Annotated in this window: 20 protein-coding genes; 15 read left to right on the top strand and 5 right to left on the bottom strand. The window is 48.5% G+C overall.

Going from position 1 to position 23,863, the window contains the following annotated elements:
* Positions 1 to 63 precede the first annotated feature (63 nt).
* From A3849_RS19060 to A3849_RS19015, 10 genes are all read left to right on the top strand, one after another.
* Positions 64 to 1,053 carry an aldose 1-epimerase gene (locus tag A3849_RS19060; RefSeq protein ID WP_074112851.1) on the top strand — a complete coding sequence of 330 codons (990 nt, stop codon included), beginning with the start codon at positions 64 to 66 and terminating at the stop codon, positions 1,051 to 1,053.
* 484 nt (positions 1,054 to 1,537) lie between these two features.
* Complete coding sequence (locus tag A3849_RS19055) at positions 1,538 to 3,343, top strand: LTA synthase family protein (RefSeq protein WP_074112850.1); 1,806 nt, start codon at positions 1,538 to 1,540, stop codon at positions 3,341 to 3,343.
* A gap of 203 nt (positions 3,344 to 3,546) precedes the next feature.
* On the top strand, positions 3,547 to 4,560 hold the full coding sequence (locus A3849_RS19050) for a substrate-binding domain-containing protein (protein WP_074112849.1): 1,014 nt from the start codon (positions 3,547 to 3,549) through the stop codon (positions 4,558 to 4,560).
* Positions 4,561 to 4,584: 24 nt separating this feature from the next.
* Positions 4,585 to 6,447, top strand: a complete 1,863-nt coding sequence (locus A3849_RS19045) for a cache domain-containing sensor histidine kinase (protein WP_074112848.1) — start codon at positions 4,585 to 4,587, stop codon at positions 6,445 to 6,447.
* A 27-nt stretch (positions 6,448 to 6,474) separates the two neighbouring features.
* Positions 6,475 to 7,713 (top strand): response regulator transcription factor, encoded by a 1,239-nt coding sequence (locus A3849_RS19040; protein WP_074112847.1) that lies wholly within the window; start codon positions 6,475 to 6,477, stop codon positions 7,711 to 7,713.
* 426 nt (positions 7,714 to 8,139) lie between these two features.
* A complete protein-coding gene (gene chvE / locus A3849_RS19035) occupies positions 8,140 to 9,234 on the top strand; it encodes a multiple monosaccharide ABC transporter substrate-binding protein (RefSeq protein ID WP_074112846.1) in 1,095 nt (364 codons plus the stop codon).
* Between the two features lie 103 nt (positions 9,235 to 9,337).
* The gene (mmsA, locus tag A3849_RS19030; protein WP_074112845.1) at positions 9,338 to 10,867 is read left to right on the top strand and encodes a multiple monosaccharide ABC transporter ATP-binding protein; all 1,530 of its coding nucleotides are present in this window, start codon (positions 9,338 to 9,340) and stop codon (positions 10,865 to 10,867) included.
* 6 nt (positions 10,868 to 10,873) lie between these two features.
* Positions 10,874 to 12,037 (top strand): multiple monosaccharide ABC transporter permease, encoded by a 1,164-nt coding sequence (mmsB, locus tag A3849_RS19025; protein ID WP_074112844.1) that lies wholly within the window; start codon positions 10,874 to 10,876, stop codon positions 12,035 to 12,037.
* 341 nt (positions 12,038 to 12,378) lie between these two features.
* Entirely contained in the window at positions 12,379 to 13,047 is a 669-nt protein-coding gene (locus A3849_RS19020) for a TraX family protein (protein ID WP_074112843.1), read from the top strand.
* A gap of 90 nt (positions 13,048 to 13,137) precedes the next feature.
* A complete protein-coding gene (locus A3849_RS19015) occupies positions 13,138 to 14,655 on the top strand; it encodes a copper amine oxidase N-terminal domain-containing protein (protein WP_083613589.1) in 1,518 nt (505 codons plus the stop codon).
* 76 nt (positions 14,656 to 14,731) lie between these two features.
* Here the strand turns inward: A3849_RS19015 and A3849_RS19010 are convergent, their stop codons facing one another.
* Positions 14,732 to 16,174 carry a metallophosphoesterase gene (locus A3849_RS19010; protein WP_074112842.1) on the bottom strand — a complete coding sequence of 481 codons (1,443 nt, stop codon included), beginning with the start codon at positions 16,172 to 16,174 and terminating at the stop codon, positions 14,732 to 14,734.
* Positions 16,175 to 16,446: 272 nt separating this feature from the next.
* Here A3849_RS19010 and A3849_RS19005 point away from each other — a divergent pair, with 272 nt between their 5' ends.
* Positions 16,447 to 17,046, top strand: a complete 600-nt coding sequence (locus A3849_RS19005) for a nitroreductase family protein (RefSeq protein WP_074112841.1) — start codon at positions 16,447 to 16,449, stop codon at positions 17,044 to 17,046.
* Between the two features lie 74 nt (positions 17,047 to 17,120).
* Positions 17,121 to 17,315 (top strand): DUF2188 domain-containing protein, encoded by a 195-nt coding sequence (locus tag A3849_RS19000; protein WP_074112840.1) that lies wholly within the window; start codon positions 17,121 to 17,123, stop codon positions 17,313 to 17,315.
* A 180-nt stretch (positions 17,316 to 17,495) separates the two neighbouring features.
* Here A3849_RS19000 and A3849_RS18995 read toward each other — a convergent pair whose 3' ends face one another.
* A complete protein-coding gene (locus A3849_RS18995) occupies positions 17,496 to 18,713 on the bottom strand; it encodes a foldase protein PrsA (protein WP_074112839.1) in 1,218 nt (405 codons plus the stop codon).
* Between the two features lie 218 nt (positions 18,714 to 18,931).
* Positions 18,932 to 19,267 carry a LytTR family transcriptional regulator DNA-binding domain-containing protein gene (locus A3849_RS18990; RefSeq protein ID WP_074088630.1) on the bottom strand — a complete coding sequence of 112 codons (336 nt, stop codon included), beginning with the start codon at positions 19,265 to 19,267 and terminating at the stop codon, positions 18,932 to 18,934.
* A 221-nt stretch (positions 19,268 to 19,488) separates the two neighbouring features.
* On the opposite strand from A3849_RS18990, the gene A3849_RS18985 reads away from it, so the two are divergent.
* Positions 19,489 to 20,601: a lactonase family protein gene (locus A3849_RS18985; protein WP_074112838.1), complete on the top strand. Its 1,113-nt coding sequence runs from the start codon at positions 19,489 to 19,491 to the stop codon at positions 20,599 to 20,601.
* A 146-nt stretch (positions 20,602 to 20,747) separates the two neighbouring features.
* Here the strand turns inward: A3849_RS18985 and hfq are convergent, their stop codons facing one another.
* Complete coding sequence (gene hfq, locus A3849_RS18980; RefSeq protein ID WP_074112837.1) at positions 20,748 to 20,969, bottom strand: RNA chaperone Hfq; 222 nt, start codon at positions 20,967 to 20,969, stop codon at positions 20,748 to 20,750.
* A 110-nt stretch (positions 20,970 to 21,079) separates the two neighbouring features.
* Here hfq and A3849_RS18975 point away from each other — a divergent pair, with 110 nt between their 5' ends.
* The gene (locus A3849_RS18975) at positions 21,080 to 21,736 is read left to right on the top strand and encodes a phosphatase PAP2 family protein (protein WP_074112836.1); all 657 of its coding nucleotides are present in this window, start codon (positions 21,080 to 21,082) and stop codon (positions 21,734 to 21,736) included.
* Positions 21,737 to 21,822: 86 nt separating this feature from the next.
* Here the strand turns inward: A3849_RS18975 and A3849_RS18970 are convergent, their stop codons facing one another.
* A complete protein-coding gene (locus A3849_RS18970) occupies positions 21,823 to 22,308 on the bottom strand; it encodes a hypothetical protein (protein WP_074112835.1) in 486 nt (161 codons plus the stop codon).
* Positions 22,309 to 22,595: 287 nt separating this feature from the next.
* Between A3849_RS18970 and A3849_RS18965 the strand changes: the two genes are divergently transcribed.
* Positions 22,596 to 23,627 (top strand): FUSC family protein, encoded by a 1,032-nt coding sequence (locus tag A3849_RS18965; RefSeq protein WP_074112834.1) that lies wholly within the window; start codon positions 22,596 to 22,598, stop codon positions 23,625 to 23,627.
* Positions 23,628 to 23,863: the final 236 nt, after the last annotated feature.

Genomic DNA, 23,863 nt, shown 5'->3' with positions numbered 1-23,863 from the left:
GGCAGATGTGGTAATCTATCTAGGAGAGCGTCATTTTGAGATTATGGAAGGGAGAAACACACAATGACAATTACAGCTTACGAAGGACTATATGAAGGAGAGGCTGCAGTTTGGCTAAAAGCAGGCCGGTATGAGGCAGCCATTCTGCCGGGTATTGGCGGCAATCTGATCTGCTTCCGCGATACCGAAAACGGTTACCGTTTCCTGCATGAACCAGGTGCGGATGAGATGGAAGCGTTCAAGGCGAACCCGGGAATTCACGGAATCCCAGTACTGTTTCCGCCGAACCGTTATGAGGACGGGGAGTTTCCGTGGAACGGACAAACCTATCATCTCCCGGTAAATGAAGCAACTACTCACAACCATCTGCACGGGTTCCTGCATACAGCGGCTTGGCAGGTAGAAGAATTCGGCAGCGGTGTGAATGAGAGCTTCGTCACGGTGTTCATTAAGGTCGATGAGAATCATCCATCCTATCAATACCTCCCGTTCAAATATACGGTCAAACTGCGCTATAGCCTTGGCGAATCCGGCCTGTCCCAGCAACTCCTGGTGCATAATGATGGTGAGGAGCTTATGCCCTGTCTGCTTGCTTTCCACACTGCGATTAACGCACCTTTTGCACCGGGAAGCACCCCTCAGGATTACCGGGTGAAGCTGACCATCGGGAACCGTTGGGAGCTTAGCAACCGCATGCTGCCGACCGGATCCTTCCAGGAATTGACCTCAGATGAGATTGCTCTGCGCGACGAGGGCTTGTACCCTTTCTATGCGCCAATGGACAATCATTACACCGCAGCCGCACAGAATGGACGCAACCGTATGGAACTTACGGACAGCAAGGCAGGAGTCACACTCGTATACGATGTGGGTACTTCCTATAAGCAATGGATGATCTGGAACAATGGCGCCACCGAAGGATTCTTTTGTCCGGAACCGCAGATTAATCTGGTTAATGCTCCTAAGGTAGATCTTCCTGCAGATGATATCGGTTTGTTTGGCCTGGAACCGGGCGAATATTGGGAAGAAACCAGCCGGATTTATGTAAAATAATTTGTAATCAATAATAGCAGAACGTTGTTGTTGGAACGTGGAAGTCGTCAAGAAGTTGTTCTGTAAAGAATGAAGTTTTTTCCCGGAGTCTCATGAGCAGTCAAAATGGAAAAGGGATCAGTAATCGGCCCGATTACTTTCCCCGCCGCGGCGTAAGTGGAAAGTATCCCTAATCTAGCTGATTTCGCTGCGGGTAGGGGATTATGGCGGGATTAAGTATCCGTTTTCCACCTAAACCCTCAATATTGCTGTATTCGGCGGGATTAAGTTCACTTTCTCCACTTCGCTCTCCTGGGCTTGAGTGTAGGCGAATACCCCAAAAATATGACTTGGGTAAGCCGTCACGACGAACGAATGTCGTGGCGGCTTTTCCTGTGGAAATTAACAATTAATTTACATGGATTTAATTTTGTGAATATGTTTTAATGCTCCTTTAAGCTAAGAGGCGTATACTGTACGTTTAGTACAGATAGGAGTGAAAATGATGCGTTATGTTCTACCTTCCAAAAAATTGGGTGTTCTGCTGCTTAGCTTACTGCTGGGCGGTTTTGTGCTGAACTTTTTTATTCAAGCGGCTTCACTGGACATGAATTTCATGAGTGTGCTGCATTGGATCGGGAATTCCTATTGGCTGTATGTAGGCGGAAGCTTGTTCTTTTTCTTTATCCTTTTAGCCTTTTCGGCAATTTTACCCAATCTGTATATTGGCCCGGTGGTTGGAACACTGTTGATTCTTCTGCTGGGCATCGCCAATTATAAGAAGCAAGGGACGACTGGGGAGCCTCTATTTCCTTGGGATCTGATGCTGGTGAAGAACGCCGGAGAAATGAGTAAGATCACCAAAGGCATGATATCACCGCTTGCGGCAGGGTTTGCTCTTCTGGTGATCGTTGCAGGAGTGTGGCTGCTGCTTAAGCTTCCCAAGATCAAAGTTCAGTTGCCGCTGCGTATGCTGCTCACTGCGGTGTCAGCGGGTATGGTAGCCGGTTTCATCGTGATGGTTAGCGGGCAAACCACGTTTGCTTCCTCGCTGAATTACCAGAATATTTTCTGGAACCAGAAGGTGAATTATTCCCAGAATGGCTTTGTGTTCGCATTTACAGGAAATCTCCGACAGAATCTGCTGGAGGAACCGGAAGGCTATAGCCGCGGGACGATAGAAGCTATTGCTGCAAAATACAGCTCCTTACCGGATACGACTGCTGCGCAAACTGTTGTGGAACAGCCGAACATTATGTTCATGATGGATGAGGCGTTTTTTGATCCCACCCGTTTGCCTGGTGTTACCTTAAGCGAAGATCCGCTGTCATTCATTCATCAGAAAGAAAGTGAGACCCCTGCAGGATACTTGCTCTCCCCTGAGTTCGGCGGCAATACAGCGAATGTGGAATTTGAAGCGCTGACGGGAATGTCGATGTATTTTCTGGGGGACGGGTCGATTCCTTACCAGCAGCGTATTGTCAAAATGTCCTCATTGCCCTCCATCGTGAGTATCCTGAAGGACAGAGGTTATCAGACACTGGCAGTACATCCGTTCGATGAAACATTTTATAACCGGAACCGGGTGTATCCTGTACTCGGGTTTGACCGCTTTACGAGTGAGAAGGATTTACCGGATGCAGAGCGGATGACTCCGGACGGCTATATTTCCGACAAAGCTGCTGTGCAGGAGGCTATCCGTGAACTGAAGGCGGCAGATACTCCAACCTTTTTGCATATGGTTACCATGCAGAATCATTTTCCATTTACCAAAGGGCTGAATGGCCCGAATAGCATTAACGTGCAAGGTGCCAAGGCTTCCTGGAAAGATGAGCTGGAAACGTATGTTCAGGATACGCGGCTGACCGACGAGGCATTGTCTTATTTGCAGCAGGAGCTGAAGACGATTGAACGGCCGACCATTACCGTGTTCTGGGGGGACCATCTGCCAGCGCTGTCGGCGGGAATCTATACTGATGCCGGTTGGGATCAGGAACCGCGGCTGAAGCATGAAACCAAGCTGATGATCCTTGCTAATTTTGACATCGGCCAGAAGCCGCTGGGAACGCTGAGCCCTGCCTATCTTGGACCCACTGTGTTCAACTTGTCAGGACAATCGTTGCCGCCGTTCTATAAAATGCTGGAACAGGTGCAGGCACAGCTACCCGGTCTAAGTAAAAACGTGCTGATCGGCGCTTCGGACGCGATAACCACCGTGACGTCTGCACAGCAGTCGTTACTGGACGACTATCGTATGGTGGAGTATGATCTATTGGAAGGAAAAGGGTATGCAGAGGATTTGATGTTCTGAATAGAAGAAATGTTCCAGGGAAATAATGCTCTTAATGTCGAGAACTCCGCTGTTATCGCGGGGTTCTTTTGTGTATTCTGTAGTCCGGAAAGGGGATTTCTGGTACATCAATTGACGGATTCAGCATGTTGGACTTAACATATGAGGGTGAAAGCGGCTAAGCAGTAATTGTTATTATTTTAAATATTGAAAGGGGTTACATTTTGAAAAAGCTGGGGCTTGTGTATGTGCTTCTGATTGGCCTTTTCCTGATTTATGTGCTGAATTACAAGCTGCAGCCTAGCCCGGAGGACCCGTGGGAAACCGCCGGCCTACGCGGAAATATTGAAGATAAGTACGTAATGGTAACGTTTCAGATCGGTATCGATTATTGGAAAAGTGTGTTGAAAGGCTTTGAGGATGCGGCAGAGGAACTGAATGTTTCCGTAGAATATCATGGCTCAACCCAGCATAATGCCAGTGAGCAAATGACAGTGCTGGAGCAGACGATTGCCAAAAAGCCGGCGGGAATCGCTATATCAGCGGTGAATTCTAAACTTCTGACGGCTACGATTAACAAAGCGGTGGAGAGCGGAATTCCGGTGGTGCTGTTTGACTCGGGGGCACCCGACAGCAAAGCGTATTCTTTTCTCGGAACGGATAATTACAACGCCGGCGTTGAAGCTGCCCGCAAAATGGCCGAGCTTACCGGGGGGAAAGGTGAAGTGGCGGTTATAACAACACCAGATCAGCACAATCACCAGGAGCGCACCGATGGATTCAGCCACACGATCCGCAGTGAGTTTCCGGAGATGAAACTGGTTTCGGTCAAGGACGGCCATGGAGATCAGATAGCATCAAGGCAAGCGGCAGAGCAGCTGTTGCTTCAATATCCGAAGCTTCAAGGAATATTCGCCACGGAGTCGAACGGCGGAATTGGCGTGGCTGAAGCCGTGCAGGCGCAGCAGGGAGATCATTCCACTGTGCAAATAATCAGCTTCGATACAGATAAACGGACGCTCGACCTTGTAAAAGAAGGCAGGATTGCCGCGACCATGGCGCAAGGAACCTGGAACATGGGGTATTGGTCGCTGACAGAGCTGTTCCATTTGCACAGTGATTTGCAGGAAGATCCGAATGCCTACGATGGCAGCAAGCCAAGACCTGTGCCGGATAAGGTTGATACCGGGATTGATGTGGTGACCCGGGCCAATGTGGAGAATTACTATGCCAAGTAATCAACCGCAGGGGAGGAACCGCCGATGCGCAAGAGTGGCCTGAATATGGAAAAGCTGAAGCTGAATAACCTCCCGATCCGCTATAAGCTGATCATTCATTTTCTCCTGATCAGCATTCTACCCTCCATCGGACTGGGGCTGCTGATCGGCTGGACGGTCGACCGGATTGTGGAGGAACGAAGCAATGAGAATACGATGCAGCTCATCGGTAAGGTCAATGCCTCACTGGAAAATGAGGTGGAAGATCTCCAGAAGATCACCTACCTGATTTCTTTTGACCCCGGCGTACAGGCCTTTCTGAACGGTTCAATGAACGATCCGGTGCAAGCTATGAGAGGGGCTGAAGGCCGGGAGCCCGCGGAATATAACATCCGCAAGTTTCTTCAGGGCTTTACGACCCTTAGTTCGGAGATTGCCGGGATTATGCTGGTTAATCGAGAAGGCGAATTTATCAGCAATGAGATGTATACCCGTCCGGGCACAGCTGTGAAGAACGAGGCCTGGTACAAAGAAGCTGTAAACAATAAAGGGATCTTCAAAATCATCGGTCACCCATATGGCCGTGCTGTAAGGTCGCATGTTGACTATAAGGAGAGCGAAGTGGTGTCTGCCGTAAGAGCTATCGTTGATCCCGAGACCCAGGTCGTTCAGGGGGTAGTGCTAATTGATCTGAAGCTGAGAGTTATCGCCGAAACGGCCAGAGATGTCACGCTTGGCAAAACGGGTTATCTTACTATCGTCGACAGCAGCGGGGAGACGATCTATGCTCCACAGCATCCTTTTATGAAAAATATCCCGAAAGGGTTACTCACCGAAACCTCGGGCATTACTTCAGAGACCGCGGCTGGCCGACATTTGCAGCTCATTTACCGGACCTCATCCTTTACGGGGTGGACAACGGTGGGTGTGTTCCCGATGGAGGAATCGGCGTTTGGGGTACGGGAGATTACGTTTAATGTGGTCACCTTTGTTTTTATAGTCTGTATGCTTGGGATGACGGCCTCGTTCTATCTGGCGTATTCCATTTCGCGCCCCATCGGCCAGCTGGCCTCGTTTATGAGCAAGGCGCAGTCCGGTGATCTGACGATCCGTTACTGGGGCAACCGCTCCGACGAAATTGGGCTACTGGGCCGCAGCTTCAACTCCATGCTGGCGCAGATTGCCCGGCTGCTCTCGCTTACGGAGCTGCAGGCCCGGCAGAAGAGGGAAGCGGAGCTGCGCAGCCTGCAGGCGCATATTAAACCGCATTTTCTCTATAACACACTGGATACGATCCACTGGATGGCCCGCAGTAAGGGGGCGGAGGATATAGCCGAAGTGGTTCAATCCTTATCCAAGCTGTTCCGGCTGGGCCTCAGTAAAGGCAGTGATCTGGTTCCATTGTCCGACGAGCTGGAGCATATGGTGAGCTATCTGAAGATTCAGCAGGTGCGTTACAGCAGCAAGCTGGCTTACCACATTGAAGTGGAACCGCAGCTTGATGAGCTGTACGTGCTTAAGCTGCTTCTGCAGCCCATTGTAGAGAACGCGATCTACCATGGCATCAAGGAGCGCCGGGGTCCCGGCCATATATCCATAGAGGTGGCACAGCAAGCAGGTGAACTATATCTGACGGTCCGCGATGACGGGGCAGGGATGACAGCGGAGCGGCTCGCCATGCTGCAGAAGCGTCTTGCGGCTGTTGGCAGCAATGCCGGAGATGCGGGAGACATCGAACAGCCGCTGCCGGACAGTGCGGGCAGCGGCTATGGCATTCTGAATGTACAGGCCAGAATCCGGCTCACTTATGGAGAACCGTATGGGCTGCAAATTGAAAGTGAACGCGGGGTGGGGACGGTAGTGACTGTGCGTCATCCGGTTGTCCACGACAGCTATCCTGTGGATTGAATTTGAAAGGGAAGGAGCTGTATAGCAATGGATACCTGGAAAGTAATGATTGCCGATGACGAAGCGATCATCCGTGATGGGATAAGACAATGTGTGGATTGGGAAGGTCTGGGGCTGCAGGTCGTTGCGGAAGCGGAAGACGGTGAGGAGGCCTTGGATTTAGCCGTCCAGCATGGAGTGCATATAGCATTAGTAGATTTGAACATGCCCATCATGCATGGCATTGAACTAATGAAGCAGCTGCGGGAGCAGCGGCCTGAATGTAAAATCATCGTCATTACCGGCCATGATGAATTTTCCTATGCACAGGAATCGATCCGTCTTCAGGTGCATGACTATATTCTCAAGCCTGCCGAGCCCAAGCAATTGATGCAGGTGCTTCGCGGGGTCAGGGATCAGCTGGTCTCGGAGAAGCAAAAGAACCAGCATCTCCAGCAGGCTTCCCGGCAGATTATTAAGAATTTCCCGCTGCTGAGAGAACGCTTCTGCCAGGAATGGCTGGAGGGGAATCTGAGCCAGGGTGAGATCCGGGAGCAGCTGCACTTCCTGCAGCTGCCACAGGAGCGTCCAGAAGTAGTCGCCATAATCCGCTGGAGATGGGAAGCGCAGAATTCCGGTCTACAGGAGAAAGAACGTCAGCTGTTTCTTTTTGCAATAGAGAATATTGTATCAGAGCTGCTTCAAAACTTTATAAAGGTGATCTTCCGGGACACGGCAGGTCAAATCATTATTTTGTTATGGGATGCGGCAGGAGAACCGGTGCTGGCCGGGGTTGAAGCCGTAGTGCGAAGCCATCTCAAGATTGCCGTTGAAGTTGGCATAGAGCCTGTTGAGGGAGATACCACAGGTCTGACAGCCGCCTACCGCAAATGCAGAGTGAACCTCTCCAAAGAACAGCCTTTGTCACCCCTGGTCCGCAGAGCCAGGCAGTACATGCTTGAGCATTTTAGTGAATACGGGCTTACTCTGGAATTCATCGCCGGCAGCCTTCAAGCCTCACCGGTCTATCTCAGCCGGCTGTTCAAACAGGAGCTGGGTGAATCCTTCGGGACGTATCTGACCCAAATCCGTATCCGTAAAGCGGCGCAGCTGCTGCATTCAACCGAACTTAGCGTAGGCGAAGTGGCGGAACGCTCGGGTTACGAAACTCAGCATTATTTCAGCACTGCCTTTAAGAAGCATACAGGCGTATCTCCTCTGCAGTTCCGCAAAGGTGTACTGCCGGGAGATGGAGAACGAGCAAGCCGTGGGGAAGAGCAAGACTAGACTCATAGACTGTAAAATAAACCGCATGCGGCTAATCCCGCATGTGGTTTATTTATTCTCATTTCATTTAAGATGAACGAAAGACCTACCAAAGGTCAGAAGTGGCGGAGGTGAAGTTTGGAGCTGGAGGAGCGGTAGTGTCCGCCTTTATGTTTGGATTTCACCCGTAGCCAACGGTTTAAATCAGGAAATCCAAACATAACAGCGGCCGGAAGCCCAAACATTCACCGCAGTCACGACCAAGGCCGATTAAATAAATCAAAAGTTCAACATAAACATCATTTTTGAAAACGCTAACAAAAGTTTGGATTTTATAAAAACAGTAGCCTGAGTGTAAATACGGACCCCTGTTCCCCTTGCTATACTCAACTTGTCAAACGGGCAGACTGCCTGGGACAACAGAATAGTTCAGGGGGTAGCGCAGAGATGAAAAAGTATTCATTACTCATGCTGGCATTGGCACTTGTACTGGTTTTATCCGCTTGCGGCAATAACGGAGGGAACAGCTCCGGCGGCAGTTCGGAAGGAACGAAGGGCAAGGTGGGCATCGCGATGCCGACGAAGTCCTCGGAGCGCTGGGTGAACGACGGCAACAACATGGTAAAAGAATTCAAGAGTCTGGGTTACGGTACGGACCTGCAATACGCGGAGGATGTCGTTGAGAACCAGGTATCTCAGATCGAGAATATGATTACCAAAGGCGTGAAGGCCATTGTTATTGCTTCGATTGACGGTGAAGCCCTGACGGACGTCCTGCAAAAAGCGCATGATGCTAACGTAAAAGTTATCGCCTATGACCGTCTGATCAAGAAAAGTGAATATGTGGACTATTATGCTACCTTCGATAATTTTAAAGTCGGTGTACTGCAAGGCTCTTACATTGAAGAGAAACTAGGCCTGAAAGAAGGCAAAGGCCCGTTTAACATTGAACTTTTCGGCGGTTCGCCGGATGACAACAACGCCTACTTTTTCTTTGACGGAGCGATGTCAATCCTGAAGCCTTACATTGATTCGGGCAAGCTGGTTGTCCGCAGCAAGCAGATTACAATGGATCAGGTAGCTACACTACGCTGGGATGGAGCAGCTGCTCAAGCCCGGATGGATAACCTGCTGAGTGCCAATTACGCCAGCGATAACCTGGATGCTGTCCTGTCCCCTTACGATGGTATCAGCATTGGGATCCTTTCCTCACTGAAAGGCGTGGGCTACGGTTCAGGCGACAAGAAGCTTCCGGTTGTTACCGGGCAGGACGCCGAGCTTGCCTCCGTTAAGTCCATTCTGGCTGGAGAGCAGACACAGACTGTATTCAAGGATACCCGCGAGCTGGCCAAAAAAGCGGTAGAAATGACGGAAAGTGTACTGAACGGTACGGAAGCGGAAGTCAATGACACCACCACTTATGACAATGGAGTCAAAATTGTACCTTCCTATCTGCTGGAGCCCGTATCTGTGGATGCTGCCAATGTAGATAAAGTGCTGGTAGACAGCGGCTACTATACCAAAGAACAACTCGGCAAATAACCGGTTGGAATGCTTTTAGCGGGAATGCGGCGGTAATTCGTGAAAAAGGCTGCCGCCGCTATAACCGCTGCTACAGTCTTAATGGAAAGCTGGGTGAGAGGCAATGAACGAAGTGATTCTGGAAATGAAGGGCATTACCAAAACCTTTCCCGGGGTCAAGGCACTGTCCAACGTGAACCTGCAGGTCAAAGCCGGAGAGATTCATGCGCTCTGCGGAGAGAACGGAGCCGGGAAATCCACCTTGATGAAGGTGTTGAGCGGAGTTTATCCGCATGGAACGTATGAAGGGGATATTTTATTTCAAGGGCAGGTCTGCCAATTCAAGGATATTAAAGATAGTGAAAGCCTGGGGATTGTCATCATTCATCAGGAGCTGGCTCTGATTCCGTATCTGTCTATCTCGGAGAATATTTTTCTCGGCAATGAGCAGGCAACGCGCGGGGTGATCAACTGGAACGCGACGACGGTGAAAACCAAGGAGCTGCTTCAGACCGTTGGCCTCAGCGAATCGCCGTTCACCCGGGTATCGACGATCGGTGTAGGCAAGCAGCAGCTTGTGGAAATCGCCAAGGCGTTGTCCAAAGAGGTGAAGCTGCTCATACTCGACGAACCGACAGCAGCACTGAATGAAGATGACAGTGAAAACCTGCTTACACTGATTCTGGAGCTGAAAAAGCGCGGGATTGCTTCAATTATCATTTCCCACAAACTGAATGAAATTGAGAAGGTGGCCGACTCTGTGACCATTCTACGGGATGGGCAGACAATCCGCACTTTGGATATGAAGCAGGATGAGGTTACCGAGGATGTCATTATTAAAGGCATGGTGGGCCGTGATCTGACCAACCGTTATCCGGAGCGGACACCGGACCTGGGTGAGACCATTTTCGAAATCCGCGATTGGGAAGTCTACCATCCGACTCAGGCGGGCCGCAAAATGCTTGACAAGATCAACCTTCATATCCGGCGCGGGGAAGTGGTTGGTATTGCCGGACTCATGGGAGCAGGGCGGACGGAGCTGGCAATGAGTGTGTTCGGCAAATCGTATGGCAGAAGGATCAGCGGTCAGCTGTACATGCATGGCAAAGAGGTTCATCTGAATGATATCAACAAAGCGATCGACAGTGGTTTGGCCTATGTAACGGAAGACCGCAAGCATTATGGACTCATCTTGATCGACGACATCAAACGGAATATTTCGCTCAGCAGCCTGAAGAAACTGTCCCGCCGGGGTGTCATTAATGAGAACGAGGAAGTGCTGGTCGCCGAGGAATACCGCAGGAAGCTGAACATCAAGACGCCAAGTATTTTACAGAAAACGGTGAATCTCAGCGGAGGCAATCAGCAAAAGGTTGTGCTCAGCAAATGGATTTATGCCCAGCCGGATATCCTCATTCTTGATGAGCCTACACGTGGCATCGATGTGGGAGCCAAATATGAAATTTACTCCATCATTAATGGGCTGGCGGCAGAGGGCAAAGGGGTGCTGGTCATCTCGTCTGAGCTGCCGGAGATTATCGGGATGTGTGACCGGATTTATACCATGTGCGAAGGCCGCATCAGCGGCGAGGTTGAACGGCAGGATGCATCACAAGAGCTGCTGATGAAATATATGACACGAAGCAGGGGGTAGCACGTCATGGGAGCAATTAGTGAAATTTTTAAAAAGAATATCCGCCAATACGGCATGATCATTGCTTTGATCTTTATCTCGATTTTCTTTCAAATTCTTACAGACGGTATTCTGCTCAAGCCGCTTAATGTAACCAATCTCATCCTGCAGAACAGCTATATTCTGGTGCTGGCAATCGGGATGGTGCTTGTGATCATCACTGGACATATCGACCTTTCAGTAGGCTCCGTAGCCGCTTTTATCGGGGCACTGTCAGCGATTATGATGGTGGATATGCATATGAACCCGGTGCTGGCGGTTATTCTTTCGCTGCTGATGGGCGCACTGGTTGGAGCCTGGCAGGGCTTCTGGGTCGCCTATATCAAAATTCCTGCGTTTATCGTAACACTGGCGGGGATGCTGCTGTTCAGGGGGCTGACGATGATTGTGCTGAATGGCCAGTCCATTGCGCCTTTCCCCAAAACTTTTCAAAAGATCAGCTCGGGATTCATCCCGGATTTCTTTGGCGGCAGCTCGCTGAATGTCCTTACACTAGTTGTGGGCGTTGTACTTTCCGTGCTGGTTGTGTACCAGGAGTTCCGCAACCGGAAAATATCTATAAAATACGGATTTGAGCAAACCTCTGTCTGGCTGTCCGTTGCCAAGGCTGCGGCGCTCGTGATTGTCATTAACTTGTTCTCCTATGTTATTGCCCAATATAACGGGATTCCGAACATTCTGGTGATCTTGATGGTATTGATCGTCATCTATTCCTTTGTTATGAATCATATGACGATGGGACGGCACATTTACGCACTAGGCGGCAATGAGAAGGCTGCCAGTCTCTCCGGTGTCAAAACCAAACGTGTCACCTTCTGGGTATTCGTCAACATGGGCGTGCTTGCAGCGCTGTCCGGTCTGGTGTTTGCAGCACGTCTGAACTCGGCGACACCCAAAGCCGGCACCAACTTCGAGCTGGACGCCATCGCGGCTTGCTTCATCGGAGGAGCATCTGCTTCAGGCGGGATAGGAACAGTGGTGGGCGCCATTATCGGCGGTTTGGTCATGGGCGTCATGAACAACGGTATGTCTCTCATCGGCCTCGGTGTCGATTGGCAGCAGGGCATTAAGGGGCTGGTGCTGCTGCTGGCAGTAGGTTTTGATATTTACAATAAATCAAAGACCGCATAAGCGAAGCGGATAGACTTGATAGAAAGAAAAGATAGGTGGAACCGTTCCTGGTATGACAAGGGAGGGTTCTTTTTTTTTGATCAGGTATTTAAAATTGGCAGTACTTTCTTAGTAAAAAGCTAACACCTCTGCTATAATGTTCTCAATACACGGATGGAAAGAGGACAGTTCAATGATCCTAAGTCCGATATCCTTACTTGAGTTAGCCGATATCAGTGTAAGCTGTAGACCGCAAATGATATGGCTGTATCACTATAATTCCTGTACATAGTCTGGACCTTATGGATCATTTCATCGACGAAGTCATAGTGATCCCTTAATCATTCAACTGGAGGCTTCAGATGCAGATTCTCGCGATGGTGACCATGCTGATTGATCATATCGGCTACATTTTTTTTCCGGGGGAAATGGCCTGGAGATATGTGGGGAGAATTGCTTTTCCAATATACTGCTACGCGCTGGTGCAAGGGCATATACATACATCATCAAGACCTCGTTATTTGCGGCGGCTGCTGTGGATTGCGCTGTTTGCTCAGATTCCCTATAATCTGGCGCTTGATCCGGGCGGGTGGAATGTCGTCTTTACCTTGCTGCTCTCTGCGGTTGTGTTGTTTATTCTGGATAAGCTGCCAAGCCTCTGGTACGGCATTCCTGTAGTGATTTTTGCGTTTATTCTCATGGACCGGCTGCCACTAGATTATAATGCCTATGGTTTGCTGCTGGTGCTGATCTTCCGTTATGCCCGTTCCTACTGGCTGATTCTGGCCCATTTCGTGCTGAATGGCGTATATCTGTACTATTATGGCTGGCTGGTCCAAATGTTCAGTGTCGTGCCTACCATTCTCATAGCAACAGCTCCGGGCTTCTGGAGGCTGCTTGAGAACAAACGGCTGCCGCGCTGGATCTGGTGGTCATTCTATCCGGCCCATCTGGCCTTGCTTGCCCTAGTGAAGATTCTGTTTTTTCAGGAATGGGTATTTATAGAATGGCGGGGTCTGTTTACAATATAATCCTGTTACCGGTTACACCCTTTACTACCCGATCCTCCCTCTTTAGAGTTGATGGATATAGATTGTAAATATAACTAGAGGAGACATGCTATGAAGAAAATGAAAGCAAGAACCAAGTGGTTACTCCCGATTCTCGCGGTGCTGCTAATTCTGGCGGGTTGCCAGAGTGTGGCGGGTTTTGATGTAAGCAAGGCGCTTTTGGGAGATCTGGATGTGAAATCTTCCGAATCCAGCACCACCATGTCACTCAAGGCTGTGCCTGCCGCAGGAATTAGTGCGGAAGATAAAGAAATGGTAGATCTTATCAATTCGTTCTCCTTGAACCTTAGCAGTATGAAGCTTCAGGATAATGGCAACATATCTGCTGCCGGAGTTGTAGGCTATAAGCAATTATCTATTCCTTTTACATTCTTTATGGATAAAGAGGCTGTTGTCTTTACCGCAGAAGGTGCTAAACAGCCATTCTACTACCCAATTGAAGGGTACGAGGAATCCATGGGCATTAAAGGGCTTGACCAGAACAAGGCACAGGAGATTTCCAAACTGTTGACTTCGTTCGTGGTGAAGAATCTGCCGAATCCCGGCGCGATTAGCGTGACCTCTGTAAATGAATCTGTATATGGTGAACAGCTGAATTTAACTAAGCTACATACGGAGATTACGGGCGACGAGATGCCGGCGCTTATAAAGAGCTTCCTGAAATCCATCTCCAAGGATACTGAGGGCTTTACCAATTTCATCAGCGGTCTCTATGATTATCTGTACCCGCTTCTGGAAGCGAATGGTATAGGCGCAGATGAACTCAGCGATCTGGGACTGGGTGAAATTCCACTGGAAAACAAGGAAGGTGTAGTGACTGTAGCGCATGATGCGGCCAAATTGGCTGTAGATGCACTCCTGCTTGTCTATGACAAACAGTTGGATAATCTTTACGCTTCAACACCTGAACTGAAAACCATCCTCAGTAAAGAGACCAAGCTGAATATCGATATGTTTGTGGACAGTGGATTCCATGTGCGTAAGCAGAATATCAATCTCTTTGTCGCATTACCAGCCAGCGAGGATCTGCCTCTTCAGAGCATTTCCCTCAAAATGGATACACAAACCTGGAATGTGAATGGTGCGGTAACGGCGAACCCGATATCGACTAACGGAGCGATGGATATGTCTTCTGCCGATCTTACTCCGGGACAGACACTCCGAAGCTTTGAGCCAGGTTCAGATGTATATAACATGCTCAAGAATGATATGAATATCACTGCGAAATCTCTGATGATTGCACCGGATGATGATTACTATTATCCGATTGTTGAAGGAGGCACCACTTATGTGCCACTGCGATATCTGGCGGAAGATATGGATGCTGTAGTGGAGTGGGATGGAGCTAACCGCGCCATCAATGTCACCGATGACGTCTATGGAGATAAGCTGGTATTCAAAATCGGCTCTGACAAGGTTCTGATCAACGGAAAGACAGTGAAGCTTGCCCAGCCGGTATTTGTTGACGAATATGGTGATGCTTATGTGCCGCTTCGTCTGCTGGCAGAAGCGCTTCATGCCAAGGTAGAAAAAGATGAAGATGGTTATATCTACATTGACCGTCCGTAAACAATCATGAACAGTAAAAAACCGGAATCTCTTAACCAAGAGGTTCCGGTTTTTTGACGTGCCACGTCGTGCAGCTTCATTGAGGCAATGATTTGGGTTGCGTCAATACCATTTCAAGCGAGACATTGCTGAGCACTTTATCCTGAGCCATACTCTGTATATAACCGGACATGAAGCCGCCATCCATGCCCATCCATAGTGCATAACCCGGCATAGACTTGATTTCATCCAGTGCACTGCCAGCAGTCCCGGCGAAATAATTCACGTTCAACCGGGCCATTACTTCAGCCATCGATTGTTTTTCACTTTCACTGAAGGTGGAGTCTTTGAGGCGGGCCATCGCTTTGTTATAGGATTGCCCGGCGAATACACCCTCGGCGTAGCTTTTAAAGGCCATCAGGTGAGGATCGGTATTTCCGGTGGCCTTGGCCCAGCCTTCAACGTCTACTGCTGCAGTGTGATAAGTGACTGCACGGGTAGCAGGATCAAAGCGCATTGCCCCATATTGATGCGGGTTCACGGCCATGGCACTGGTAGCAATATCATAGACCGGAGGATCTCCTGAACCAGCTGTACCGTCTGTCGTAGGATCTGGGTCGCGTGCAATATCCTGCATGTGGATATGCCCGGACAATACAAGATTAAGCCCGTCCTTGCGAAGTGTTTTCATGGTTTCCTGACTGTTGTTAAGCTTGAATCCTGATACAGACATGGAGGTATGGCTCAGAAGGTTATGATGCATCACCGTAATGATCGAGGCCTGTTTCTCAGCTGCCAGCTTCGCGCATTCATCCATCCAGGAAAGGGTAGAAGGGAGGATGCGGCCGTCCGTCTGGGGAAATCCGTAGCTTTCATTGTTGGCATACTGGCTGCTGTCAATCATCAGTAGATATAGTCCAGGTGCCGCTTGAACGAGGTAGCTTAGGCTGTCCTTGTCACGTGAGATCGCTTCACTATAGCCGAAATCAGAATACAGCTTTGTAAAATCCTCCGGAGTGATATGCTCCGCAACGACCTGCTTGTCTGCTGTGAACGATCTCGCCCAGGGATTATTCAAGTCATGATTACCAGGAATGACATAGACATCGGTGCCTGAAGCTTCCACACGTTTCAACTTCTCCGCCAGCTTCTTATGGCTGCTTGCTTCCCCGTTATTGGTAAGATCACCACTGAGAATCAAAAATCCTGGCTTCTTCTGTTGTGTATCATAGACGAGGGCTTCCATAAGTTCGTCACTATAGGGCAGGATTTTACCGTCCCCTCCGTTCACGTAAGCCTGAAAGGCTGCTCCGCCATCCTGAAGGTCCTTATCGAGATAATGGGTATCTGTTGCCACCCAGAACGTTACAGGAGCTGTTGCATTCTTAGTAGAAGCTACGCTGGATTCCGCAGCATCCCCTAACGGCAATGGATTGCCTTTACAGCTCGAGAGAATGAGACCGGCGGCCATGAGCATGGTAAGTGTATATAGATTTGTCTTTTTTGAAGAAAATATCCGTCTATTGTTGTGTGTTTTCATCTTATCAACCTTTCTTTTGCACTTTTGCTGAACTATTGTAGCCTATTTGGTGCAGAATTGTATATCGAAAAGTGAGTAACTATTTCTTAATCTTCAGTTTGGAGTATAGAAAATAGTGAAATGCGCATAATTTTGCTCAAGGACTGCGACAATAAGGGGTGGCATGGAAAAACAGGGGAAAGGAAAATGTTGTGAATGGGTCTTGTTATTTCGAAAATAAAGTGTTAAGATTTAAAAAAGTAAGTAACTAAATAAACGGAGGTATTCATATCATGTCTAAGAACTTTTTTGAAGCAGTAAAAGGTAGACGTTCCATCTATGCAATCAGCAAGGAATCCCCGATTTCCGATACAGAGATTCAAGAGATTGTTGAAGAGGCCGTTCTACATAGCCCAACTTCTTTTAACTCTCAAAGCTCAAGAGCGGTAGTATTGCTGGGAGATAAGCACGATAAGGTGTGGGATATTACTGCGGATACCCTGCGCAAAATTGTACCAACTGAACAATTTGAAGGTACTGCACAGAAATTGTCCTCTTTCAAAGCGGGTTACGGAACCGTATTGTTCTTTGAAGATCAGGCTGTAGTGAAGCATCTGCAAGAGAACTTTGCCCTTTACGCTGAGAATTTCCCGATTTGGTCAAACCAGTCCTCCGGAATTCTGCAATTCGTAGTATGGACTGCATTTGCTGATGCGGGTCTTGGAGCTTCGCTGCAGCATTATAACCCTTTAATTGATGATGAAGTAAAAACAACCTTTGATATTCCGGCAGACTGGAAGCTTATTGCTCAAATGCCTTTCGGTAAAACCGTTAACGAACCAGGTGAAAAAGAATTCCAGCCGATCGAAGAGCGCGTAAAAGTAATTAAATAAGGGAACCGGAATCGGTTTAAAACCTCCTTGTTCAGGCTAATGATATCTATAGCCCGAATAAGGAGGTTTTTGTGATGCCATGGAACAAAGACGATTATCCGGACTCGCTGAAGAACTTTATGGCTCCGGTGCGAAATAAGGCGATTGAGATTGCCAATGCCCTCTTGGACGAAGGGTATGAAGAGGGAAGGGCAATATCGATTGCCACGGCACAAGCCAAAGAGTGGGGCGAGAACCACGATAAGCAGATCCGCAAGAAGAGCCAATAACCCGGCGGATAAGGGGCTGTTGTCAAGATTGAACGCTGCCGGACAGAATCGAGAGCAACATAACACATATACAAAAGGGGTTGTGGATTTCACTCCACAACCCCTTTTGTCAGTAACCCTAAGAAGTGCCTGTCCTCTTTTTGAAGTAGCTCTAATTAGGCTATACGGGAATAAATGCTCTTACTTTGTAGTTGGTGCTTCAGTTGCTGCCGGAGCTGCACTGGCATCAGGAGCCGCGCTTGTACCAGGAGATGCGGATGCTTTAGCTTTGGCATCAGTCAGTGTATTCGTAATCTTGGCACCTGCAGTCAGATCCTGAAGCCAAGTGGAAGACATTTCGGATACCTTTTTCGCTTTTAGGGTTTTGGTGATTTCTTCTTTCTTCTCGGCAAGCGTGTATTCATGAGCTTCTTTACGGTCAGTTACCTTAATAATATGGTAGCCGTACTCCGTTTTGACAGCGCCGCTGGTTTCCCCAACCTTGAGCTTGAAGGCAGCATCTGCGAATTCAGCGACCATATCGCCTTTTTTGAAGAAGTTAAGATCGCCGCCTTTATCTTTGGAGCCAGTATCAGCTGATTTTTCTTTAGCGAGTGTGGCAAAATCCGCGCCATCTTTCAGCTGTTTCAGAATAGCATCAGCTTCTTCTTTGGTTTTTACTAGAATATGGGAAGCGCGGACTTCTTCTTGCTGGTTAAAGGAAGCTTTGTTTTCGTCGTAGTATTTAGTAATTTCATCATCTGTAACAGTCACTTTAGGCTCAACCAGTTTGCGGATTTTCACCTGCATCGGCATCTGCTTTTTCAGATCTTCCAGCGTCATCGAACTTTGCTGCAAAGCGCTGTTGAGTGCTTCTTCACCGCCGAACTGCGTTTTGAGATCTTCTATCTCAGTAGTGATGTCTGCGTCGGTAACTGTAATATTGGCTTTTTTGGCCTCCTGGTCAACAAGCGTGTTGGTGATCAGGTTCTGTAGAGTCGCTTCCCCGCCGGCTTCAACCAGCTTGTCATAGAGCTGAGCTTTGGAAATATCGGTACCATTGACGGATGCAACAGCTACTTTGCTGTCATCCTTCTGGAATGGCTGCACGATGAGAACAACAATAAGGGCTGCGGCGAGGACAATCGATGCGATCATCCAGCCCTTGCCGCCTTTGGCAGATGGGGTGGAAGGAGGTGTTCCATCGCCAACTCTGTTCATAACTGGAACATTGGTAGCGCTGTCAGGTGCGTCATTCTCTTCGAATACTTCTGCCGCTTCCTGCGCGGTTACGGGTTCCAATTCAGGAGCTGAAGCGGATTCTTCCCCTAATCCTTCATTGATACCGGAAGTGTTGTTTTCTCCCGTCGTTCCATTGTTGTCCAGATGTTCGTTCTCATTGAAATCCTTTTTGTCCATTATTATTTATGACTCCCTTCAATATAGGTGTTGCCTGTCTTTCTACAACTTTACCAGAAATCAGGATTCCAAACCTTAAGAAAGTATAAAAAAGCCGATTTACTTTTTAAGTTTATCTTAAGATACAAGGAAAAAGCCGGAGCGTCATGGATTTTCCCATGCGTTTCCGGCTTTTTGGAAGGCTCCGTATTCATCTCCTGCGGTGGATATATAACCGCTTAAGAGCTGAGGCTTTTCAGCAGGTGGCGTATGCTTTCCTGTTTGCGTCTTGGCACGCGGACAGTCTTGGCGTACAGACCCATCTCTCCGAAATAAATACTGTCGTCTTCGATTGAGCTGATCTTGTTAAGATTGACGTAACAGCCCCCATACACATGATAATAACTTGGATTAGATAACAAACGGTTAAGCTGCTCGGCAGTCATTCTCTTTTTAATGTTATAGTTTCTGCCGTGAAAAATGACCAAATCATGGTCCCCGACCTTAAAGAACAGAATGTCCGTTTCCACCTCGAAGTCCTCATACACATTTCTGGCTTCCAGCAGGCTGCTCATTCATGTTCCCCCTTTATACAAAATTAAAACTCAATGTTAGCGCTTTCATTATAACATAACGATTTACCCTTGAGAAGCCTTATTTTTAAAATGTTTTATGACATTTTTAGCTTGCGATTTGTCATAGACGCTGAAAAAATGTAAATTAATAAGATGGCTAGAGTGAAATTGGGCTGTAATGGCCCACAATATTAATGAACCATTTGAGGAGGATTACCGAGATGAAGGACAATACTAGACTGCTGCTGTTTACCGGTTCCTACGCAAGCGCTGAAGAAAGCGGGGTTCAGGTCTTTGAATTGGATGGAGCAGCGGGAGGGACACTTGCACTGGTGGATAAGGTACAGGGCATAACAAATCCGACTTTTGTGAATGTTAATGCTGCTGAAGGACGGCTGTATGCTATTGGAGAAAAGGCCAATGGAGAGGGCGGCAAGGAAGGGGAAGTGGTTTCTTTTTCCATTGACCCCCAGTCAGGCAAGCTTACCGAATTGGCCCGCATTTCGACCATGCCAGCCACAGGCAGCAATCAAACCACAACTTGCCATATCTCAAGAGATTCTCAAAATGAGTATATTATAGTATGCAGCTATCACGGCGGACTGGTGGGACTGGTGACCCTCGATCAGCAAGGACTGCCGGTCCGGCTGGAGGATACTGCAGTACATACGGGACAAGGAAAGATGCCTGGGCAGAACAAGCCTCACCCGCATTCCGCAATCTTTAGTCCGGATGAGAAGTTCCTGTTCGTTTCCGATCTTGGACTTGATGTGATTCGTACTTACCAGATTAACCCTGATACCCGGACGCTGGAAGCAAAAGGAGATACCCCGCTTCATGAAGGAGCCGGACCGCGTCATTTCGTTTTTCATCCGGACGGCAAATCCGCCTATGTTATCAATGAGTTGGATAGCACAGTTACCTCTTTTCTTTATGATCCTAAAGCGGGTACACTTCAAACGGTTGCCACCCTATCTACATTGCCTGATGGCTACCCGTCAGCAGACAATAGCTGTGCCGAAATCGCCTTGTCCGCAGATGGACTCTATTTGTACGGATCAAACCGCGGGCATGACAGTATCGTCGTGTATGCCGTTGATCCTGCAACCGCCAGACTTACACTGGTGGAGCATGTATCCACCCATGGAGGGCATCCCCGCCATTTCACCCTAACCCCTGACGGCGCGTTCCTGATCGCTGCGAATCGTGATGGCAATAATCTGGTTGTATTCAGCGTTGACCGTGTAAGCGGAAGACTTATCTTCACGGGCAATACAGCTGAGGTATCCAAACCGGTGTGTGTAAAACCTGCATATTTTCCGGTGATGATATAAACTCCCGGAGAACCCGGCACTGTGACAAATACAAGGATGATGTACATGGTTATATCCTGTAATCCTTATATTTTAAACAAAAGGAACACCGGAGCTGATTGCTCCGGTGTTCCTTTTGAAAAGAAGGTTCCGTGGCTAAATATTTCTTATTTTAGCGAAACAGGCTTCAGCGGCACAATGGTGGAAACAGCCGATTTAAACAGTACATTCTGTTTACCGTCACCCTGGCCCTGCAAAGTGATGGTGTAAGCGTCATAGGAGGTTACATATCCTTGCATTTTAACTCCATTGGTTGTAAAAATTGTCACGGGAACCTTGGTTGAAATGCACTGGTTCAACAAACGTTCCTGTAATTTCAGAGTTTCCACTTCGGCAGCACTCCATCTTTTTTTGAATTGTTTTCCAGGACATTATACCACGGGGAAGACCTTCACTGGAAATGGGAACGCTAAGCTTTAGATTAGACAAGGGGGTAGTTATGCTGCAATTTCTATACGGATCCAGAGGTTTTCGGGGTTTTTTATGGTTTCTGCTAGCTTTTGCTGTGATCGCTGTGTTTGTGAAGCTGGACAGGATCTCAGGTTTTGATATCTCAATTATACATGCTGTACAATCAGCGGAGATCCCGGTGTTCACTTCGCTGGCCAAAGGATTATCCCTGGTGGGCTCCTCAAAACTTGCAATCGGTATTTCGCTGCTGACCATGATGATATTGTTTTTTGTACTGAAGCATAGGATAGAATTGCTTTTGTTCCTCATAGTCGGCTTAGGCTCACAGTTGCTGAACACATGGATGAAGCTTTGGTTTCACCGGGAGCGCCCGAACATTCACCGGTTAATTGAACAAGCGGGCTACAGCTTCCCGAGCGGACACTCTATGGCGGCGTTTTCGCTCTATGGTGTGCTTGCGTATCTGCTATGGAGGCATATGAGGGGCGGAACCGAGCGGGTATTATTGATTTTGTTCACTGTACTTATGACTGGAGGTATTGGCTGGAGCCGTGTCTATTTGGGCGTGCACTACCCAAGCGATGTTATTGGAGGATATGCTGCCAGCGGGGCTTGGCTGATGTTGTGCATTGCCTGTTTTGAGGCGTTCCGGAATTCACGGAAGCAGAGGCAGCAGCGCACATGAAAAATGCGGATTCCCGTAAATGCTCACGGGAATCCGCATTTGGCGGCAGGACCGCTTTTAACAGTTATCCTTGGCTCGTGGTGAGTTCAGGGCTTTCGGGACTCCTGAAAATGAGCGGTGCGGCTGATACTAAGCTTCAGTAGTGCCGGTAAGCTGGCTTTCAGCTTGTTGGCCTCTTCGCGGGTGATCTGTCCGTCCGTAATCGAAGCTTCAAGCTTCAGGCTGGCTGCTTCACTTAGCTTTTGGATATATTGATCTTCGGTCCAGCCTTTTTTCTCCAGGGCTAGAGCATACAGGGTTTTTCCCGCTCTCAGGCTGCGGATTAACTCGGAACGGTCCATCTCCAGCAGCTTGGATGTTTCATTGATGATGAAATGTCCGCCTCCGGTTCTGAAACCTTTGTCCATATGCGGCGCATGGGGATGCGGTTGTGTTTTCTCAGCATGAACCGCCGAATCCGGTGCAGCGGAAGGAGTTCTTCCGGCTGTATTCTCGGCATAAGCGGCGGCTGGAGCCAAGCAGAGAAGGAGCGCTGCTGCGAAAGTTGTGATTTTTTTGACATTGTTGCTCATGTTTTCACCTCGACTGTTATGTGTTCGGACTGCTGCAAACAGTATTCCCCGAATGCTGAAAGAATCCTAAAGACTGCCTAAAGGCAACCTGGAATTCGCCAGCCTGCATCTTGGGTAATAATGTCTGTACTATTAGAGATGAACCAAAGCAGTTCAGGATATACATATTTGTACGTGGGATATCAATGAAGTAACGCTTACAAAACTTAAGCGTATGCTTTCGAAGTGAATTTTGTACGAAGTGAATTCGAGGATGTAACGCTCACAAAATTTTAGGAGGTATTGAATTGGCTTTTGGCGCCCGCATACTCAAAACCGGTTTGGCAGTAACACTTGCCCTCTATCTGTCTGCCCTTTTGCACTTCACTTCCCCTGTGGGCGCAGCGATTGCAGCAATATTCGCTATGCAACCCTCCATCTACAGATCCTGGCGGTATTTTCTGGACCAGATTCAGACAAGTACTATGGGTGCGGTACTGGCGCTGCTGGGTGGAATGCTGCTGTCCAATGAACCGATTGCCGTCGGTCTGGTATGTATTCTGGTGATTATGATCAGTATGAAAATGAACCGGGCTGATACGATCGGCTTGACTCTGGTAACCGTCATCTCAGTTATGGAGGCTTCGGGGCAGTGGGAGTTTGCCTTAACCCGCTTTTTGCTCACGCTGACCGGTATTATTTCAGCATTCATTATTAATATCGCTGTATTTCCTCCGCAGCCGCGGAAGCAGTATATCCAGCAGATTGAAAATGTATTTGGCAGCCTGTCGCTGCTGCTGCGGACGGCGGTGTCACATGAAATGAAGGAGAGTGTCTTCCGCGATGAGAAAAATGCGCTGGAAGGCTCGATCCGGTCACTGGCCGACAAATACACTTTGTTTGAGGAGGAGCAAAAGCAGCTTCGGAGGGCTAAATACAGCCAGACCCGGCAAATGGTTGTCTACAAAAATCTGCTGGCTTCATTGCAGAAAGGGTTTGAGGTGCTGGAGGCGGTAGAACGGCATTATTTTCAGGCTGAACGAACAGAGCTCACAGATGAGTTGTTCGACCGTCATTTGGAGCAGCTGATCAAGTACCATGAGACGATTTTGCTCAAATTCGAAGACAAACTTAAGCCGGGAGCAACCGATATTGCCCCGCTCGGCGAGGATAACGACCGTTTCCTGCAAGCGGCAATCAACGGCTATGACGCGGGGAAAAACGGACAACTGAGATTGTCTGTTGTGGCGGCGGCGATCTATGACTACGGGTACCAGTTGGAGCGTCTGGATAAAGTGGCGGACCAGATCAACCGGCTTTCAGGGGATGAAAAGGAATAGTTCGCCACTCCTGCATAGATATACGAATGTTGACCATCCTTCTGCAAATAGAGCATACTTTATAGTGTTAAGCATGCAAGGTTAACTAGTCTAGACACAGCAAAAGATCCGGCCCCTAGTGGGACCGGATCATCAAAGACTTGATTAAGTGTGACGCAGTTGATACAATAAAAAGATATCGGAAAATCGTTTGCGATAAAACATAAGTACGCAACTTAATTATAACATGGGTAAGG

The sequence above is a fragment of the Paenibacillus sp. P46E genome (assembly GCF_001909095.1).
In the GTDB taxonomy this organism is placed as follows: Bacteria; Bacillota; Bacilli; order Paenibacillales; family Paenibacillaceae; genus Paenibacillus_AQ; species Paenibacillus_AQ helianthi.
This window is presented reverse-complemented; position numbering and strand designations above follow the sequence as displayed.